Annotated in this window: 16 protein-coding genes; 10 read left to right on the forward strand and 6 right to left on the reverse strand. The window is 58.0% G+C overall.

From position 1 onward, the window contains the following. Window position 1: 1 nt before the first annotated feature. From HCH49_RS04825 to HCH49_RS04845, 5 genes are all read left to right on the forward strand, one after another. Window positions 2-946, forward strand: coding sequence for an ABC transporter permease (locus tag HCH49_RS04825; RefSeq protein WP_221702280.1), 945 nt, complete (start codon window positions 2-4; stop codon window positions 944-946). Continuing rightward, window positions 936-1,742: an ABC transporter permease gene (locus HCH49_RS04830; protein WP_221702281.1), complete on the forward strand. Its 807-nt coding sequence runs from the start codon at window positions 936-938 to the stop codon at window positions 1,740-1,742. The genes HCH49_RS04825 and HCH49_RS04830 overlap by 11 nt, the downstream gene beginning before the upstream one ends. Before the next feature lie 24 nt (window positions 1,743-1,766). After that, on the forward strand, window positions 1,767-3,191 hold the full coding sequence (gene patD, locus HCH49_RS04835) for an aminobutyraldehyde dehydrogenase (RefSeq protein WP_032656831.1): 1,425 nt from the start codon (window positions 1,767-1,769) through the stop codon (window positions 3,189-3,191). A 183-nt stretch (window positions 3,192-3,374) separates the two neighbouring features. After that, window positions 3,375-3,548 (forward strand): GhoT/OrtT family toxin, encoded by a 174-nt coding sequence (locus tag HCH49_RS04840; protein ID WP_013096478.1) that lies wholly within the window; start codon window positions 3,375-3,377, stop codon window positions 3,546-3,548. An 86-nt stretch (window positions 3,549-3,634) separates the two neighbouring features. Next, complete coding sequence (locus HCH49_RS04845; protein ID WP_221702282.1) at window positions 3,635-4,390, forward strand: alpha/beta fold hydrolase; 756 nt, start codon at window positions 3,635-3,637, stop codon at window positions 4,388-4,390. A 71-nt stretch (window positions 4,391-4,461) separates the two neighbouring features. On the opposite strand, the gene HCH49_RS04850 is transcribed toward HCH49_RS04845, so the two are convergent. Genes HCH49_RS04850 through HCH49_RS04860 form a run of 3 tightly spaced genes read right to left on the reverse strand, consistent with a single transcriptional unit; the run spans window position 4,462 to window position 10,968 of the window. Then, the gene (locus tag HCH49_RS04850; protein ID WP_221702283.1) at window positions 4,462-6,639 is read right to left on the reverse strand and encodes a virulence factor SrfC family protein; all 2,178 of its coding nucleotides are present in this window, start codon (window positions 6,637-6,639) and stop codon (window positions 4,462-4,464) included. Next, the gene (locus HCH49_RS04855) at window positions 6,636-9,617 is read right to left on the reverse strand and encodes a virulence factor SrfB (protein ID WP_221702284.1); all 2,982 of its coding nucleotides are present in this window, start codon (window positions 9,615-9,617) and stop codon (window positions 6,636-6,638) included. Before HCH49_RS04855 ends, HCH49_RS04850 begins: the two co-directional genes overlap by 4 nt. Before the next feature lie 4 nt (window positions 9,618-9,621). After that, on the reverse strand, window positions 9,622-10,968 hold the full coding sequence (locus HCH49_RS04860) for an SrfA family protein (protein WP_047060973.1): 1,347 nt from the start codon (window positions 10,966-10,968) through the stop codon (window positions 9,622-9,624). Window positions 10,969-11,251: 283 nt separating this feature from the next. Here HCH49_RS04860 and HCH49_RS04865 point away from each other — a divergent pair, with 283 nt between their 5' ends. Together HCH49_RS04865 and HCH49_RS04870 are read left to right on the forward strand one after the other, a co-directional pair. Further along, window positions 11,252-12,850: an ABC transporter substrate-binding protein gene (locus tag HCH49_RS04865; protein WP_221702285.1), complete on the forward strand. Its 1,599-nt coding sequence runs from the start codon at window positions 11,252-11,254 to the stop codon at window positions 12,848-12,850. 95 nt (window positions 12,851-12,945) lie between these two features. Then, window positions 12,946-13,179: a YdcY family protein gene (locus HCH49_RS04870; RefSeq protein WP_126795571.1), complete on the forward strand. Its 234-nt coding sequence runs from the start codon at window positions 12,946-12,948 to the stop codon at window positions 13,177-13,179. A 3-nt stretch (window positions 13,180-13,182) separates the two neighbouring features. Here the strand turns inward: HCH49_RS04870 and HCH49_RS04875 are convergent, their stop codons facing one another. Together HCH49_RS04875 and HCH49_RS04880 are read right to left on the reverse strand one after the other, a co-directional pair. Continuing rightward, window positions 13,183-13,632 carry a DMT family transporter gene (locus HCH49_RS04875; protein ID WP_033145681.1) on the reverse strand — a complete coding sequence of 150 codons (450 nt, stop codon included), beginning with the start codon at window positions 13,630-13,632 and terminating at the stop codon, window positions 13,183-13,185. Continuing rightward, entirely contained in the window at window positions 13,629-14,147 is a 519-nt protein-coding gene (locus HCH49_RS04880; RefSeq protein ID WP_033145680.1) for a GNAT family N-acetyltransferase, read from the reverse strand. The genes HCH49_RS04875 and HCH49_RS04880 overlap by 4 nt, the downstream gene beginning before the upstream one ends. 148 nt (window positions 14,148-14,295) lie before the next feature. Between HCH49_RS04880 and HCH49_RS04885 the strand changes: the two genes are divergently transcribed. From HCH49_RS04885 to HCH49_RS04895, 3 genes are all read left to right on the forward strand, one after another. Continuing rightward, on the forward strand, window positions 14,296-14,871 hold the full coding sequence (locus HCH49_RS04885; protein WP_023311983.1) for a helix-turn-helix domain-containing protein: 576 nt from the start codon (window positions 14,296-14,298) through the stop codon (window positions 14,869-14,871). A 65-nt stretch (window positions 14,872-14,936) separates the two neighbouring features. Further along, the gene (locus tag HCH49_RS04890) at window positions 14,937-15,977 is read left to right on the forward strand and encodes an NADP-dependent oxidoreductase (protein ID WP_033145679.1); all 1,041 of its coding nucleotides are present in this window, start codon (window positions 14,937-14,939) and stop codon (window positions 15,975-15,977) included. Window positions 15,978-16,231: 254 nt separating this feature from the next. After that, window positions 16,232-16,900: a GntR family transcriptional regulator gene (locus HCH49_RS04895; protein WP_023311981.1), complete on the forward strand. Its 669-nt coding sequence runs from the start codon at window positions 16,232-16,234 to the stop codon at window positions 16,898-16,900. A 119-nt stretch (window positions 16,901-17,019) separates the two neighbouring features. Here the strand turns inward: HCH49_RS04895 and pqqU are convergent, their stop codons facing one another. Continuing rightward, window positions 17,020-19,134, reverse strand: coding sequence for a TonB-dependent receptor PqqU (gene pqqU / locus HCH49_RS04900; protein ID WP_047060970.1), 2,115 nt, complete (start codon window positions 19,132-19,134; stop codon window positions 17,020-17,022). Between the last annotated feature and the right edge of the window lie 181 nt (window positions 19,135-19,315).

A 19,315-nucleotide genomic window follows, 5' to 3' on the forward strand; every position in this document is an offset into this window, starting at 1 on the left:
AATGTCTATGAGTGTCGCGCATCCTCCCGCCTCGCACGGGCGCTTAAGCCGCATGACGGCGCTGTTCTGGCGTAAACCGTCGCTCGGCCTGTTCCTGCTTCTGCTCGCGCCGCTCATGTGGTTTGGCATCGTCTATTTAGGATCGCTTCTGACCCTGCTGTGGCAAGGTTTTTACACCTTTGACGATTTCACCATGGCCGTCACGCCGGATCTGACCCTGGCGAACATTCAGGCGCTTTTCAACCCGGCAAACTACGACATCATCCTGCGCACGTTAACCATGGCGATTGCGGTGACGATAGCCAGCGCCATCCTGGCATTCCCGATGGCCTGGTACATGGCGCGATACACCCGCGGCAAGTGGAAAGCGTTTTTCTATATCGCCGTGATGCTGCCAATGTGGGCGAGCTACATCGTCAAAGCCTACGCCTGGACGCTGCTGCTGGCGAAGGACGGGGTGGCGCAGTGGTTTCTCAACCATATGGGGCTGGGGCCGATCCTGACCTCACTCCTTACGCTCCCGGCGATTGGCGGCAACACCTTGTCCACCTCCGGGCTGGGACGGTTTCTGGTCTTCGTCTATATCTGGCTGCCGTTTATGATCCTGCCCGTCCAGGCGGCGCTGGAACGCCTGCCTGCCTCGCTATTGCAGGCCTCAGCCGACCTCGGCGCGCGCCCTCGTCAGACCTTTCGCTACGTCGTTCTGCCGCTGGCGATCCCGGGTATTGCCGCGGGCTCAATATTCACCTTTTCCCTGACGCTGGGGGATTTCATCGTTCCACAGCTGGTGGGGCCGCCGGGTTACTTCATCGGTAACATGGTCTACTCGCAGCAGGGTGCCATTGGCAATATGCCCATGGCCGCCGCGTTCACGCTGGTGCCCATCGTGCTGATTTCACTCTATCTGGCGTTCGTGAAACGTCTGGGAGCATTCGATGCACTCTGAACGCGCACCGCTGTTCCTTAAAGTGGCAGCCTGGGGAGGCGTTATCTTCCTGCACTTCCCGCTGCTGATTATCGCGACCTATGCCTTTAATACCGAAGACGCTGCCTTCAGCTTTCCGCCGCAGGGGCTGACGCTGAAGTGGTTCAGCGTGGCAGCAGGGCGCGGCGATATTATTGAGTCCGTGACGTTGTCACTTCAGATTGCCACGCTCTCCACCGCGATTGCCCTTGTGCTTGGCACGCTTGCTGCAGCGGCGCTGTGGCGAAGCGAGTTTTTTGGCAAGAATGCGATCTCGCTGTTGCTGCTGTTGCCGATTGCGTTACCGGGGATCATCACCGGTCTGGCGCTGCTGACGGCATTCAAAACGATTGACCTTGAACCTGGGTTTTTCACCATCGTGGTGGGACACGCCACCTTTTGCGTGGTGGTGGTGTTTAACAACGTCATTGCCCGGTTCAGACGCACCTCCTGGAGCCTGGTGGAAGCGTCGATGGACCTCGGGGCCGACGGATGGCAAACCTTCCGCTATGTGGTGCTGCCCAATCTGGGTTCCGCGCTGCTGGCCGGGGGAATGCTGGCGTTTGCCCTGTCGTTTGACGAGATAATCGTCACAACGTTTACGGCGGGACACGAGCGCACGTTACCGCTGTGGTTGCTCAATCAGCTCGGTCGTCCGCGCGACGTGCCGGTCACCAACGTTGTAGCACTGCTGGTGATGCTGGTGACAACTATCCCCATTCTGGGAGCCTGGTGGCTAACCCGCGACGGCGAGAACATCGCCGGCAGCGGGAAATAACAGTGAATTCAACAGGAAAATGCTATGCAAACACAACTGCTGATAGAGGGAAAACTGGTAACCGGAGAGGGAGAAAAACAGCCGGTCTATAACCCGGCCACTGGAGAACTCCTGCTGGAGATTGCCGAGGCGTCAGCGGCTCAGGTCGACGCGGCGGTTCAGGCGGCCGACCGTGCTTTTGCGGAGTGGGGGCAAACCACGCCGAAAACCCGCGCCGAGTGCCTGCTGAAGCTGGCGGATGCGATTGAAGCGCATGGGGAGGACTTTGCCCGGCTCGAATCCCTCAACTGCGGCAAGCCGCTGCACTGTGCTCTGGGTGATGAAATTCCGGCGGTGGTCGACGTTTTCCGTTTCTTTGCCGGGGCCGCCCGCTGTCTGAACGGGCTGGCCGCCGGGGAGTACCTTGACGGCCACACGTCGATGATCCGCCGCGATCCGGTGGGCGTGGTTGCCTCTATTGCCCCCTGGAACTATCCGCTGATGATGGCGGCCTGGAAGCTAGCCCCCGCGCTGGCGGCAGGGAACTGCGTGGTGATTAAGCCCTCAGAGATCACGCCGCTGACCGCGCTGAAGCTGGGAGAGCTGGCAAAAGACATCTTCCCGGCAGGCGTTCTGAACGTCCTGTTTGGCCGGGGGAAAACGGTCGGTGACCCGCTTACCGGGCATGAAAAAGTCCGTATGGTCTCGCTGACCGGTTCGATTGCTACCGGGGAACATATCATCGGCCATACCGCGTCCTCCATTAAACGCACCCACATGGAGCTGGGCGGTAAAGCGCCGGTTATCGTCTTTGATGATGCCGACCTGGATGCGGTTGTCGAAGGGGTGCGGACGTTTGGTTTCTATAATGCCGGACAGGACTGTACGGCGGCCTGCCGGATTTATGCCCAGAAGGGCATTTATGCCGCGCTGGTGGAAAAGCTGGGCGCAGCGGTCGCCAGCCTTAAAATGGGTGCGCCGGAGGATGCCTCAACCGAACTGGGCCCGCTCAGCTCGGCCGCCCATCTTTCACGCGTCTGTCAGGCGGTCGATGAGGCGAAAGCGCTCGGTCATATCCGCGTTGTCACCGGCGGGAGCAAAAAAGAGGGGGCAGGCTACTACTTCCAGCCAACCCTGCTGGCGGGGGCAAAACAGGACGACGCCATCGTTCAGCGGGAGGTGTTTGGCCCGGTGGTGAGCGTCACCGAATTTGACGACGAGGCGCAGGTGCTGGCCTGGGCGAACGATTCGCAGTATGGCCTGGCGTCATCGGTCTGGACCAAAGACGTGGGCCGCGCCCATCGCCTGAGCGCGCGCCTGCAGTACGGCTGCACCTGGGTGAATACGCACTTTATGCTGGTGAGCGAAATGCCGCACGGCGGCATGAAATTATCCGGCTACGGCAAAGATATGTCGGTCTACGGGCTTGAGGATTATACGGTCGTGCGGCATGTCATGATCAAACACTAAGCCCGCCCTGCCTGGTCGCATGCGCGGCCAGGCGTTTCCCGCGCCCGCCATGAGTGTTACGCAAGATACTCAATTGTTATTATCCGTAATCTTTAAGTGGTTATTCTGTAACGAAAAAACTTGATCTGTATCAACATATGACGCATATTGCGTGCGGTTATTTTTTCGGCTCTGGTATACAGAATGACGTTGTATCAAAAGATGTTGGTTTTTTACGCAATCATGGCTTCCATCTGCGCATTAATTACCTGGTTCCTCTCTAAAGACCGCAAACGTATCCGCCTGCTCAGCGCTTTTCTGGTGGGGTCAACCTGGCCAATGAGCTTTCCCGTTGCGCTGCTGGTCTCGCTTTTCTGAAGCACGCTTCCATTTTTAAAAGATGAATATGGCATTCCCGATACGGTAACTGTATAAATAAACAGTGCATCGTAAAAGGAGTGCTTATGAACAGTTTTTACTCGCAGCAGGCCGGCTGTACCGTGCGCTGGCATGACCTGCCCGGCACCGGCGATCCCGTGGTGTTCATTCACGGGCTGGGCTGCGCCTCTTCCTATGAATATCCCCGTGTCGTTCATGACCCGCTGTTTGGCACGCGCAGAGCGATTCTCATCGACTTGCCCGGCAGCGGCTACAGCGACAAGCCTGAACGCTACAGCTATAAAACCACCGACCAGGCCCACGTTGTGGCGGAGCTGATTGACCACCTTAAGCTGGATGCCTTCTGGTTATACGGCCACAGCATGGGCGGCAGCATTGCTATCGAAACGGCGGGGCTGCTGGCGTCGCGCGTGAAGGGGCTGATGGTGTCAGAGCCCAATTTTCATGCGGGTGGGGGGATGTTTAGCCGGTCTATTGCAGCGCAAACCGAGCAGCAGTTTCTGACGCAGGGCTATGACGCCATGCTCAGTGCGGAAAAAACGGCGTGGGCAGGGTGTCTGCAGAGCAATGCGCCATATGCCGTCTGGCGGGGCGCATCGAGCCTGGTGGCGGGCGTTGAGCCCGAATGGGAAGCGCAGTTCCTGTCACTTCCTTGCCCGGTAACGTTGATTTTCGGCGAGCTGTCTCTGCCGGATGACGATGTGGACGATCTGAAGCAAAAGGGCGTTGAGGTAAAAATTATCCCAGCGGCGGGGCATTCGATGTCGTGGGAGAATCCGTCTGCGCTGGCACAGACGTTAGCCGGGTGTATGACGATGTGATTATTGTGCAATTTATCATCGTTGCGAAATGTAGGCCGGGTAAGCGCAGCGCCACCCGGCAACAAAGGCGGCTACTTTATCAAAGCCCGTAGTGCCTGACGTGCGTCAGGCTGAACATCATGCGGATGCTGGTAATCAATGTTCTCTATCGCGCGGCTATAGAGGGCGACCAGCCAGTCGTAAACGTATGCGGTGGCCGCATGCACAGGCTGTTCCCCCAGGCGCGTCAATCGAGGCTCCGCGCTGCTGACCACTGGCGTGACGAAGATTGCCTGCCCCTTGCGGATGCGGCTTGCCGGACGTGTAGCCACGGGCGTCTGGTCATAACCCAGCCAGCCAATGAAATTGCCCATCACGGCATGCAGCTGTGCCGCGCTGCTTTTATCCGCTTCGACGATACGCTGAAGCTGTTGAGGCAGATTAAGCCGGTAGCTGGTGACCACCAGCACATCCGCGATTTGCTGTAATACCGAAGGCTCCAGCCCGAGGCGCGCGGCCGTGGCCTCATTGCGGCTCCACTGACGCAGATGATTTATCCAGACTCTGTGCGCCAGGCGCGCTTTGTCTTTTGTCTGGAACAGGCCGGTGCTTTCCTGGGTATTCTCGGCAAACAGGTCAATAGTGTCCGTAAACAGCCCGTTCACCTGCTCCTCGCGCGGCTGCTGAACGGCGAGCAGCGTTTCATAGGCTTTCAGCGGCGGCAGCAGGCCTTCAAGCAGTTCGCCGTGGCGGGCGGCGCTGCTTTGCAGCGTGCGCACCATATTTTCGGCCTGAGCGCGTCTTTTCCCCGGCTCTTCAACCAGCGGTGCCAGATAGCTCTGCATCAGCGATGAGAGCTCCTGTCGCAGCAAGCCTTTCAGCGTGCCGAGACGCTTCTGTCGCTGGGCGGGTAACGTGGCCTGAGACAGCCATTCGATGACGCGCTGCATGCTGTGGCTGTCCAGCGCCTGAAGCGTGCCCCAGCGTAAACCCGGCTTTCCGAGCAGATGCTGTACGGCTTCATCGAGATTCTGTCGGGTGGTAAAGCGGGCGTCGTGTGGCGTAATCGCCCATACCAGCCCCGGCAGGGCAGATTCTTCAGCAGGCTGCGTCTCCTTGACCCAGTTCATCAGCACTTTTGCTTTTTTGGCCGTCTGTTCGTGCTGCGCCGTCGCATTGCAAATCACCAGCACATCCGGCTGAAGCTGTTGACGATAATGCTCGAGCAGCCACTGGGACTTCGCCTGGCGTAGCGGGTCGGCACGGTTATCTTCAAAAACAGGAATATCAATAATATCGACGTTATCCAGCGCGCCGTTCTCAACCGGCAGCACCAGCTCGCGGGTCAGGAAGGCCAGCACGTCGACGGGGATGCTGATGGCGTTAAGCATTTCACCGCTATTTAGCGGATGAAGCAGCGTCTCCTGCGCGTCCTGAAGATCTAACGTGCCGTCGTGCGTCAGGAACCCTTCACCCGGCAGGCCAAAGCTGTCCACCAGCAGGCTAAGCGGGGCAGCAAGCTCGCCGGCATGGCTGGTCTGGTGCAGCACATGGGCCAGTTTTAACCACTGCTGGGTCAACTCCTGCTGCTCGCCCCACAGCAGCGACCAGACGCTGGCCCGCGTGCTGAGATCGAGAGAAGGCACCAGCCGGGCGAACTCATGCCACAGGGCATCATCGATTTGCTGCTTAGCGGCGGGTACGGTGCTTTGCCAGAAGCGGGCAATCGTACCCACTTCCTGAGCCGTTATGCCGGGCACGCCCTGCGGCTGGCGCAGCCCGCGCCATTTCTCCAGACGTGTCTCAATGACCGCCTTATCCACCGCGCGCATCTGCGGATGCAGCGTCGTGCGGGCAATAAACAGCTGTACCAGCTCGGCCTCGGTGACCAGGCTCAGACGCAGCGGGAACGCCTCATCCGCCACCTCCGGGCTTTCCGGCGTGAAGCGGACGGCCATGTTGGTCAGGGCATGTCCCGGATTGATATGCGAAAAATAGTCAAAGGTGCGCTGGCCCGGCGTCACGTTCAGGCGTCCATTACCGCTGCCGCACAGGGATAACAGCAGATGGGCTTTCGCGCTCTGCGAATGACCGTAAAGCCCAATGCTGCTCTGGCGGGTCATGGCGCGTTCAATGGCCTGCTCCCGCGCCTGCGCCGCGTTGATGCGAGCAAGCAGGGCGTCAGCATCGTTATCCAGCACAGGGGCGTTCAGGCGCGTCTCATTAATCCACCCGATTAAGGCCTGAGTGGTGGTCGTCGTCGCTGTCATTTCAGGTATACGCTCCCGCTGTCGATCCAGTAGTGGCTACCGCTGTGTCGGCGATCGGCCAAGGTATTCAGTTTGAAGGTTAATGCGTCAGGGGCAACCGGCGTGCCGTCCTGCAGCCAGGCATCGCTCAGCTCGAAGGCCTCAGGACCTTCCTGCTTGCTGCCGCCGCAGAGCTTCAGCCGCACGTTCAGCACGCCGTCACCGGCAATGGCTTTCGCCAGTTCAGCCGAGTTGATGCTGAGCGTGTAGAGCGGCGTGGCGGGCCAGCGCGCGTTCGCCAGCTGGCGGAAGCCGAGTGTGACGTTACCGCGCAGCGGGAAGTGCAGACGCGCGTCGAGCTTCGCGCCGGGCTTATCGAGGTCGATATCCTGATACCAGACGTTTTCCTCGCGCAGGGTATTAACGGTGTTATCCAGCACGCCGAGATACCGCACGGTTGAATACGCGCCAATGTCCGCGGCTTTAAAGTTGAAGCGCGGCAGACGCAGGTCGAGCGCCAGGCTGCAGAGCATGGCCCCCACCGCGGCCGTTGATTTCGGGTTGCCAATGCGCCCCTGCTGGCTGAACGGATACCACTCGTGCACCTGGTATTTATCCAGCCAGACGATGCGGTTGACCGGCACCGGCTGCAGATGGCGAATCAGCGCCTGAACGCCAGGCAGGCAGCCGGGGCGTCCGGTGATCAGCAGAATATCGCAGCTGTAATGGGATATCGCCTCGCACACCGCGTGAAGCGGCGAGGCCAGCGTAAACTGCCCGGCCAGCATCGCATCCTGCATTTCGCGGAAGTTCACGTGCAGCGGCATCGCGAACAGGTCAAACGCGTCTGATCCCGCAGGCAAGGCATGGTCGATCGCCTGCTGCAGGTAATTCATGACGTTGCGGGTCGGTTTCTGCGGCAGGAGATCGCCAAAGGTGGCATGCAGACCGGCCAGCGGATCGTCAACGTCGCTCGATTCCCACGCGGCAAGAATGGCATGGCCAATCGGCATAAACAGCTGAAGCGCCGTTTGCTGGCGGAGTACGGCCTGGGTGTCAATACGCCCGGAGTCGCCGAAGAGTGACGCCATCAGCAGCGAGGCGTCCGCGATACCGGATTTCTGCAGCTGCGTTTGCAGGGCAGGCAACACGTAGCGCTGAATCACGTCCAGAAGCGTATCGTCGCCCGCGACCTTAAAGCCTTCACGGAACAGCAGCTGCGGGGTGATTTTGACGTTATTGCCGGAACCGTCATCCAGCTGATAATGGGTGATCGCCATATCCGTTGTGCCGCCGCCGATGTCGATGGACGCGACGCGCAGCGCGCGGCCCGGCTGGCTACCCGGCTCAGGCTCACGGTCCGGGCGGGCCAGGGAGGCGAAGAAGGCTTCGGTCTGACCGCCAAAGCGGGAGATCGCTTCGTTATACAGCCAGACCAGCTGACCGCAGCTGGCTTCATCCCACTCCATCTGGATTTCAGGAACCGGCACCACGCTTTTATCCTGCTGTTTACGGGTGACAAAATCCTCATCCTGCGGGTGCCAGCCCATCGCTTTCCAGACGATGGCGATGGCTTCAAACATGCGGCGACGGAAAATCTCGCGCTCCTGCTTTGGCATGGCCGAGGGCAGGGTCAGGATCAGGGTGCGTAGCTGGCGCGGTGACGCGGGGAAGCCCAGACGCAGGCGCGTGGCGACGCTGTTGATCTGCCCCAGCGCCTGCGCCAGCAGCTCGCACAGCATGTGCGTCATCAGCGTACTGCGGCTGTACTGCGGCGAGAAGACCGGCAGCCGCTCGTCCTGCGGCAGCGTGAAGAGCGGTTCGCCGTCATCGTTCATCAGGTTCATCAGCGGAAACGCGGTGGCAAGCGGCTCACGCTGGGTTTTGCTGTTCATCTGGCTAAAGCGCCAGTCCTGCACGACCGGCGTTTCATCCCACAGGTAGCGACGCGGGCTGGAGATGCCGCTGTTGCCTTCGGTCCCCAGACGCTGCATCGCCAGCTTGCGGGCTTCATCGCCCACGCGAACAATCGACGGCCAGACAAAGGCATCTTCGCGACCGCTTTCAACCGAGAAGTGCTGCTTGCCAAAACGCGCTTCCGAAAACTCGAGACGGCTGGTAAACAGCGGCGCATTCAGGAACTGCGGCTCGCTTAATGAGCGTACCTGCAGCTCGGCGGTCTGGCGCAGGCCATCGTTGGCGTCGCCGTGGTCTTCGATAATGACGCCGCAGGTGTGGGTATTGCCCACGTCGAGGATCAGGTCGACCGGAATGGCAGGCGTGCTGAGCGTATGGGTAACAAATTTCACTTCCGGCACGGTGAGCTGTTCACCGAGCATGGTCAGCAGGTTAAGCCAGTGGGCCTGATATTCAAACCCGCGCATCGCCTGCTGGAGGTCGCGTTCTGAGCGGTTTTCAACGCCGTCGGCATACTGGGTAAATGCCTCGCGCAGCCAGCCGTCAATCCAGGTCTGATCGAGGAAACTTTCAACCTCATTGTCTCGCCAGGCCAGCGCGAATCGGGTCCCGTTCAGAATATCGTTTTCAACCGGGGACAGGGCGGACGTGGCGTGTTCTGCAATCTGGCTGTCAAGGGCGAGCGTGACGCGGTGCGTATTGCCTGCCGTATCGGGTGTATCCAGCCTGCGCACCTGAACGCGGGCCCAGTTATCCGGCCCCTCAACAAAGGTTCGCGGCGGATTGAAGCGCAGGAACGGAACCGGAAGCCAGACGCCGTCCAGCACCGCCAGGGACTGATGCAGCGGGATGGTGGTTTCCGGCTTAACCACTTCAGGCTGCCCGCCGTTCGTTCCCGGCACGGTATAGCGCCCGTTAACCAGGTCGAAATCGAGCCGCAGAAGCGGGCCGTTCGCGGTTTTACGTACGAAGCGCCCGTTGCTGGCGGTGTCCTGCGGCGTCAGACCGAAATCAAGGAACTGCACGCCGCTGTTGGCAATAAGCGTGACGCTTTGTTTATAGTCGCAAAGATTAACCAGCATAGGATCAGGCACCTGCTTTCTTGAACGTCAGGGGAACGACGGTATTGGCATCATAACGGGCGCGACATTCTGCGATATCGCTGGCGCCTGCTTTACAGGCAACCTCCGGCATCGGGTAGCGGGAGCCGTCGGTGCAGCGGGCAGTACCGCGACTTTTAATCATCAGCTCGCCGTTGCTGTGCAGGCCGGAGAACACTTCCGCGCGGCAGACAACGTTGTCGCCATGGACAACCCGGGCGAAGCCCTTATTGTTCTGGATCTGATAGCGCATTGACGGCGGCTTGCCGGTGACTGGATCTTTCACGTCGAGAACCGCACGCCAGGTGCCGTTCAGGAAACGCGTCGATCCCGCTTTCACCTGATTCGCTTCCATCACCATGGCATCTTTCGGGATGGCGACAATTACCACCGGGGCAGGCTGTGGCGCAGGCGCCAGAGTAGGCTCTTTTTCTTTGCTTGCCAGGACCTCTGCCTGATGCAGCGGTAATTTCATGGCCAGCGGCTCAACCGCTTTGATCGGCTTTGGTGCTATCTCTACGGGCTGGGGTGCGGGCACCGGGGCGGGCTCAGCGGAAGGCGACTGTTTTGGCCACAGCAGCGGTGCGGCAACGGCGGCAACGATCGCGACGGCAACCGGCAGCGTCCACAGGGGAACGCGGCGCTTTTTCGCGACGATCGGCACAGCCGGTTCCTGAACGGGTTGCGCAACGGCCGGGGCCGGTTCAGGCTCATACAGATCTTCCGGCGTGATGCGCACCACCGTGGAAGGGGCGATCAGCGGCTCGTCGGCATGTTCAAAGGCCACCACCGGTTCTGGCTCAGGCTCGGGTTCAGGATCTTCAATCACAACGGGGGCGGGCTCAGGGACCAGCGATTCACGCAGGCAGTCGAGGACATCGTCGCGCGCATTTTCGTTCAGGTTTACAAACCCCCAGAAGCTGATGACCGGCTTTCCGTCCACCAGGAAGAGGAAGTTTTCACCCGGGAACTGAAACGCCTTTGACAGCAGAGACCCAAAAAGCTGCTGCGCGGTTTTGGGCGACAGGAGGCATTTCTTGCTTAACGACTCAACGCTGGCTAGCGTGTTTTCCAGGTAGCGCAGGGCGCGATAACGGTCATCTTCATCGGCCGCTTTCCAGCTGGTTACGCTCCCTTCAACGGGGGAATACCAGTCCACGCGGTCACCGCTGTCGTTGACCTGCGGAATAGCCAGACAGTCGACGATGGCCTGTTGTTTGCGCAACCGGAGCGCTTCCCGGATTTGTAACGCTGATTCAAAAACGGCTTGTCCGCCGCCGCCCACGGCCTGAAAGTCATCCAGGTTACCGCTGCGTAAAAGAGTTTTTGCCACGATTTGATCCCATATACTTCTTCACACCGTTACTTTAACGAAACGAGGAAGCAACCAAACGGGGGAAGAGACGCTAAAAGGACCGATTTCTTGCGGCATAGAAAGTGACGGTTGTGCTTGACGAATAATGGCCCTTAAGGCAAATCACCTTTTCGGGCGCTGGCTGTTAAAACAGCAAAAAACGCGGCTTTAGAATAACCTGATAGTGTTTCGTTATTTGCCAGGTCATATCGCCTGTGCTGTTATTACTGTCTTATATAATAAAACTGTCAGGGTTATAACCATGTCTACAGGGAAAACACTGCTCGCCCTTGCGCTGAGCGCGCTGTTACCGGCCGGTGCCGCATGGGCGGCAAACAACGACACCCTTATTTACTGTTCTGAAGCGTCCCCCGAGTCCTTCAACCCGCAAATCGCCAGCTCTGGCCCGTCTTTTGTGGCCAGCTCTCAGGTACTGTACAACCGCCTGATCAATTTTGACCCGGTGAAAAACACCCCGGTCCCGTCGCTGGCGGAGTCCTGGACGATTTCGCCTGACGGCAAGACCTATACCTTTGCCCTGCGTAAAGGGGTGAAGTTCAACAGCAATAAATACTTCAAACCGACGCGCGATTTTAACGCCGATGACGTTATTTTCTCGGTTCTGCGTCAGAAAGACCCTAAACACCCTTATCACAACGTGTCGCAGGGCAACTACGAATACTTTAACGACGTCGGGCTCGATAAGCTGATTCAGGACGTGAAAAAGGTCGACGACTATCACGTTCAGTTCACCCTCAGCGAGCCTAACGCCGCGTTTCTGGCCGACTGGGGGATGGATTTCGCCTCGATTCTTTCCGCCGAATACGCCGACGCGATGCTGAAAAAAGGCACGCCTGAAAACGTGGACACCTGGCCGATTGGCACCGGGCCTTATGTCCTGCAGCAGTACAAGGTGGATTCGCTGATCCGCTATGTTGCTAACCCGAACTACTGGGAAGGCAACGTACCGACGAAACATCTCATCTTCTCCATCACGCCAAACGTGGAAACCCGCCTGGCGAAGCTGCAGACCAACGAGTGCCAGATCATTCCTGCGCCGTCCCCGGTTCAGTTTGACGCGATCAAGAACAACAAAGACCTGACGCTGCACTCGGTCGATGCCCTGAACGTCGGCTATCTGGCGTTTAACACCGAGAAAAAACCGTTTGATAACGTGCTGGTGCGTCAGGCGCTTAACTACGCGACCGATAAGAAAGCTATCGTCAATGCGGTCTTTATGGGTTCCGGTACGGTGGCAAAATCGCCGATCCCGCCAAATATGCTGGGCTTTAATAAAGACCTGAAGGACTACAGCTACGATCCTGAAAAAGCGAAAGCGCTGCTGAAGCAGGCGGGGCTGGAGAAGGGGGCGGAAGTCACGCTGTGGTCAATGCCGGTTCAGCGTCCGTACAACCCGAACTCGCGTCGTATCGCGGAGATGATCCAGAGCGACTGGGCGAAAGTCGGCGTGAAGGCCAAAATTGTCTCTTACGAGTGGGGTGAATATCTCTCCGGAATGCGTAAAGGCGAACATGACTCCGCGCTGTTTGGCTGGATGTCCGATAACGGCGACCCGGACAACTTTGCCGACGTGCTGCTGGGCTGCAACAGCATTAAAACCGGATCAAACGCCGCGCGCTGGTGTGATAAGGGTTATGATGATCTGGTGCAAAAAGCGAAGCTGACCAGCAGCCCGGCCGAGCGCGCGAAACTCTACGGCCAGGCGCAGGAGATCTACTACCAGCAGGCGCCGTGGATCGCACTGGCAAACGGGAAAACGTTCTATGCGACCCGCAGCAACGTGACCGGATACAGCGTGAGCCTGATGGGCAGCGATTTCTCTAAGGCGAAGCTGAACTAATATGTTGCCCGGTGGCGCTGCGCTTACCGGGCCTACGGTTCCCCTGTAGGCCGGGCAAGGCGCAGCCGCCACCCGGCGATTCACAAGGAGTGACAATGTCACATTTAAATGAAGTTACCGCCCGTGTCGATGCCGCCATTGAAGAGGGCGTCATTACCCATATGAATGAACTGCTGATCGAATTAAGCGATGATGCAGATCTTAGCCGTGAAGAACGCTACACCCAGCAGCAGCGTCTGCGTACCGCGATTTCGCACCACGGTAAGCAGCATAAAGAGGAGTTGGACGCGCGTGAGGAACAGCTGACCAAAGGCGGCACCATACTGTAACGTTCAAAACTGGCGTCGCGCCACCAGCCAGGCCCCGACGACCAGCATCACCGCGCCGCACACCGGGCCAATCAGGGCGCGCAGCGGAATGCCGTTGCTCCTCAGCACGTCCATCACCAGCCCGCCAATCAGCTGGCTTGCCACCAGCACGGCGATAGTCGTGGCCGCGCCAACGTTCTGATATCCGCTGATGCTGGCAAACACGAAAAATGACCCCAGCAGCCCCGGGATAAGCGTCCACCAGCGCACCGTTGCGGCCAGCTCGCTGAATCCGGCTGCGCCCTGTTTCAGCAGCAGAATGCTGACAAACAGCACAATGCCGACCAGGGAGTTCAGCAGCATCGCGATAAGGATCGTGGAGGAGGACTGGGTGATGCGCACCATTAAGGTGTTTTGCACCACCAGACCAATTCCCGCCGCCACCAGAAACGCCAGGGTCAGGGATTGATTCATGGGATGGCGTCCGGATCGCTGCGCTCGTCCAGCTGCAGCTGCATAAAGGTTAAGTCCAGCCAGCGGCCAAACTTGGTTCCCACCTGCGGCATCTGCCCCGTGGTGACAAAACCAAGCGTTTCGTGGAGGTGAATCGAAGCATGGTTTTGCGCTTCAATACCGGCCACCATCACGTGTTTGCCGATGGCGCGGGCCTCGTTAATCAGCGCGATCATCAGCGTGCGGCCAATGCCTTTTCCCTGATGGTCCGGGTGGACGTAGACCGAATGCTCAACCGTATGACGGAAACCGTCGAAGGCGCGCCAGTCACCGAAAGAGGCGTAACCGGTGATAACGCCGTCTTCCTCACTCACCAGAACCGGGTAACCCGCGAGCGTGCGCGCCTCAAACCAGGCGATTCGGTTATCGGTATCGACGGTTTTATCGTTCCAGATCGCGGCAGTATGCAGCACCGCGTGGTTGTAGATTTCGCCTATCGCAGCGCAGTCTTCCTTGCAGGCATGACGAACGATCATGATTAACCCTCTGTGTGTTGTTTACTATAGTATTACGTTATTCCTACGATATTACACAATCGTATCGCCCGATCGCTACGGCATAAGCCATATTTTTTTGTTATCAAAAGCCCATTGAAATGCCGTTCATACACTATAGTATGACGTCATGAACACCATAACAGACACAATGAATCAACGGATTAGCGCAAGAATTCGCCTTGAACGCGAGTCTCGCGGATGGTCCCTGAGCGAGCTTGCTGACCGGGCCGGGGTATCGCGCGCGATGATCCATAAGATAGAACGCGGAGACAGCAGCCCGACAGCCACCTTGCTGGCCCGTCTGTCCGGTGCGTTTGGCATCAGCATGTCCACGCTCATTGCCCGGGCCGAAATGCAGGAGGGCAAGCTGCTGCGCCTTGCAAACCAGCCCGTCTGGCGCGACCCACAGACGCACTACCTCCGCCGCCATGTTTCTCCCCGCACCGATCTGCCTATCGACCTTGTTCAGGTTGAACTGCCCGCGGGCAGCGATGTTCCGATGCCTGCATCTTCTTACGCGCTGGCACGTCAGCTTATCTGGCTTCAGTCCGGCGAGCTGGTGTTTCAGGAGGGCGATACGCGCCACGAAATGCACGCCGGAGACTGCCTCGAGCTGGGGCCGCCAAATGACTGCCGGTTCATCAACGAAACGAATGAAACCTGCATCTATCTGGTCGTACGGCTTAACCAGTCTGCCTCGTAATGCTAATGCGATAACGCCGATCGTGAGCCAGGCTGTAATGACATTTGTACCAGAAGGAGATCCCGATGAATCAACCTGTTTCGCAAAATCGCCGCTGGGTACTGGCCTCCCGTCCTCAGGGTGCGCCGGTGGCGGAAAATTTTCGTCTCGAAACGCAGCCTGTTCCCGCCCCGGCTGAGGGACAGCTTTTGCTGCGCACCGTCTGGCTGTCGCTGGACCCTTACATGCGGGGGCGCATGAGCGATGCGCCATCCTATTCACCACCGGTTGAGCTGGGCGCTGTGATGGTGGGGGGAACGGTCAGCCGCGTTGAGCAGTCAAATCATCCCGACTTCAAAGCCGGGGAGTGGGTGCTGGGCTACAGCGGCTGGCAGGAATATGAACTCTCGGACGGCAGCGGCCTGGTGAAGCTGGGCGAAAATCCGTCACATCCTTCCTGGGCGCTGGGTATTCTGGGTATGCCGGGCTTTACCGCCTATATGGGATTGCTGGATATCGGGCAGCCAAAAGCGGGCGAAACGCTGGTGGTCGCCGCGGCGACAGGCCCGGTTGGCGCGACCGTCGGGCAGATCGGTAAAATCAAAGGTTGCCGGGTGGTCGGCGTCGCCGGTGGGGCTGAAAAATGCCGCCATGCCGTTGAGGTCCTCGGGTTTGACCTGTGTCTGGATCATCACGCGGCCGACTTTGCCGAACAGCTGAAACGCGCCTGTCCGCAAGGAATTGACGTCTATTATGAAAACGTCGGCGGGAAAGTATTTGACGCCGTGCTGCCGTTACTGAATACCTCCGCGCGCGTGCCGGTGTGCGGCCTGGTGAGCGGCTACAATGCGACGGGCCTGCCCGAGGGGCCGGATCGCCTGCCGCTCCTGATGGCGACCATCCTGAAGAAACGCATTCGTATGCAGGGCTTTATCATCGGCCAGGATTACGGTCACCGCATTAAGGAGTTCCAGGAAGCAATGGGACGCTGGGTGCAGGAGGGCAAAATTCACTATCGTGAACAGATAACGGACGGGCTGGAGAACGCGCCCGAGGCGCTGATTGGCCTGCTCGAAGGGCGTAACTTCGGCAAAGTCGTGATTCGCGTCGCGAGTGACAATAAATAAACAGCATTATGGCGGGGTTTCCCGCCATATTTATTTGTGAAGATACGATATATTGTCTTTAATTAATGGACATGGCATTTCGCGCCCGCATCCCGGATGGGCCCGGAACCAATAAAAAAACAAACTTTACTTTTTTGATGTTTTTACGTACTTCCCACCACCAGGCATGACGATACAGGATATATCGGACCAGCGTCGTTTTATTAAAACTGGCGTTTAAAAATAGCATTAAGTTTTAGCTACAGGAATTGAACATGCTTGATTTGGACCACTTAGAAAAAGCCCAAAGGGTCAGTCTTACCATGCAAGTTGAACACAGTTTGAAAGGAGCGTTAATTACAGGCTCACTCAAACCTGGGGCACGACTGATTACGAAAGAGATTGCCGATAAATTAGGAACCAGTATTACCCCTGTTCGCGAGGCGCTGTTGCGCCTGGTGTCATCAGGGGCGCTACACGCCACGCCGGCGCAGGCATTTCTGGTTCCGGAGGTCACGCTGGAGCGCTATAACGAGATTAACGCTATCCGCAAGCAGCTTGAGCCGATGGCGGTCGCCGCGGCCTGTCAGAATATGTCTGATAGCAAACTGGAGGCGTTGCGCAAATTGTCGGATGCCTTTCATGAGGCCATGCGCAACGGGAACGTCCAGCAGGCATTGCATGCGAATCGCGTCTTCCGATTTACGCTTTATCAGTATGCGGAAATGCCTACGCTTAATGCATTAATTGAGCAGCTCTGGGTGCGCATCGGGCCCTGTATGAACTATCTGCATCAGGAGCTTAACGACATCAAAGCCTCGACATATCACTATGACGAACTGCTTTCCGCCCTGGAGCGAAGAGATGTTGTTGCCTGCCAGAAGGCGATTGATAAGGTGATTGATGAAGCGAATTTGCTTTTACAGCGACAATATTTTAACTAAGAGATTATTTAGCAGAGCGACTATATTTCGCCCCTAATTATTTATCTGGTGAATAACTCCTGATGGTTTATTGCCATCAGGAGCGTTATTTCATTAATTAAATAAACTTTTCTTATCGCTTACTCGAAGCGATAAGAGACCGACAGCCCGACCCCGTAGTTACGGCCTGGTGCAGGCTCGTAATAACGACCGTTAGACTCGTTGACAATAACCGAGCCCGCGTACTCTTTATCGAACAGGTTATCGACGCGGCCAAAGACGTCCATGCCCCAACTGCCGTAGTTGAATTTATACCCGGTGTTCAGCCCGACCACCGTATACGACGGCGCTTTCGCCGTATTCTCGTCGTCGGCCATGATATCGCTCATGTAGCGCACGTCAGAGCCCGCGTACCAGCCTTCCTCCGGCTGCCAGCCAAACGAGGCGTAACCCATGTTGCGGGCAATGCCCGGCATCCGGTTACCGTTACAGTCTGCGTCGCTGCAGACGTTAGTCCGGTAGGTGGCATCCAGGTAAGTCCACGCCATCTTCAGCTTCCAGTTCTCGGCAAACTGCTGGTCGAGGGAGACTTCCACCCCCTGACGACGGGTTTTACCGGCATTTTTATAGCTGGTACGCCCGCCAGAGCTGGCATCCACCACGATCTCATCATCCGTATCGGTGCGGAACAGCGCCGCGGTCAGCAGGCCATTGCCGATGCGGGTTTTGCTGCCCACTTCATACGTGTTGTTGGTGGACGGCTGCAGGCCGATGTTCAGGCCGCCCTGGTTATCGGCGCGATAGGAAAGCTCGTTGATGGTCGGCGTTTCGAATCCACGACCTGCGGCAGCGTAGAGGTTCCATGCGTCCGTCACCGCATACTTCACGGAACCGGCCGGGAGCCACTTGTGATAGCTCGCGTCACCGCTGTCATCGCCGTTGCCCGGCGTAACGTAATGGTCGTTGGAATCAAACCAGACCGAGCTGTAGCGCACCCCCGCATCCACCGACAGTTTCTGCGTCAGCTGCCAGCTGGTTTGCAGGTAAGGGTCAACGTTCCACATCAGGTTACGTTCGTTTCGACGCTTGTCACCCTTCACGCCGTAATCCGGCACGCCGTTGTTCATCACGAAGTTTTCGTATCCGCGACGGTCTTCGCTCAGGTTTTCGTAGTTCAGACCGGTGGTAAAGGTCACCGGCACCAGCAGCTCGCCACGGTGTGTCCAGCGGGTATCCACGCCCTGATAGTGTCGCTGCATATCAATCACGCCGCCGGAGTGGGAGGCTTTCAGCTGCGGCTGATACGGAATCGACTGGTACTGCGTCATTTCACGCTCGCCGGCGTACATCATCACGCTGAGATCGTCCTGGGTGCTGAGCTGACGATCGTAGCGCAGGCCGGCCTGGGTCTGCTTGATGGTCTTGCGGGTGTTGTACTGATCGCCGCGCGGAGACTGACGCGGATTGTTCTGCCACTCCTGATAGCTCAGCCCGCCCGGATCGTTGGCCTTCATGTCCACGCTGTTAAAAATCAGCGTCAGCTTGCTGACGTCGTCAATGCGCACGCCCAGTTTGGCGTTAGCGAGGTTTTTGCGCGCGCCGCTGTGGTCGCGGTAGCCTTTGGTGGTGAAGCGGGTGGTGGAAATGGTGTAATCCACATCGCCCGCGTGGGTGCCGTCACCCATCGCGCCGGTGGCTTTCATGCCGTAGCGCCAGGTACCGTAGCTGCCGTAATAGCTGCTGGCTTCAATGGTCGGCGGCTGCTGACCGGTCTGGGTGTTGATGTTAATCACGCCGCCGGAGGCGTTGCCGTACAGGGCAGAGAAGGGGCCGCGCAGCACTTCAACGCTCTCCACGCTGGAGAGATCGATGTTAGAGGTCTGGCCCTGTCCGTCCGGCATGGTGGCAGGGATACCGTCGACATACATACGGATACCGCGCACGCCAAACGTTGAGCGGGCACCAAACCCACGCATTGAAAGCTGGAGATCCTGGGCATAGTTCTGGCGGTTCTGAATTTGCAGTCCCGGGACGCTGCCAAGAGATTCAGACAGGTTGATGCGCGGCGCGGCGTGGCGCATGTCATCGCCATTGACGACGCTGACCGCGGCCGGGGTATCCAGTTCCGATACGGTTTGCGGCGTGGCGCTGACGATCATGGTCTGTTCCTCCGCGCTCATTGCGGTTAGCGGCGCGAAAATAACGGGAACCAGCAGCAGCGGGAGAGAAGCCTTACGGGCAGAAATGATTTTCATGAATAAAACCGGTTGTGGTGTATAAACGAACCAAATGGAACATGTCCATACATGTTAAAGGTTTTGTAAATGTTTTGAAAACTATAACCGCACATTGCGTTAATGAAAGGCGAAGCGCGAAAGAAAAACTCCACATTCAGTTCATTAATGATTACTATTCTCATTATCAAAAGGCAATGCC

Source organism: Enterobacter sp. Y17, from assembly GCF_019730495.1.
Lineage (GTDB): Bacteria > Pseudomonadota > Gammaproteobacteria > Enterobacterales > Enterobacteriaceae > Enterobacter > Enterobacter asburiae_B.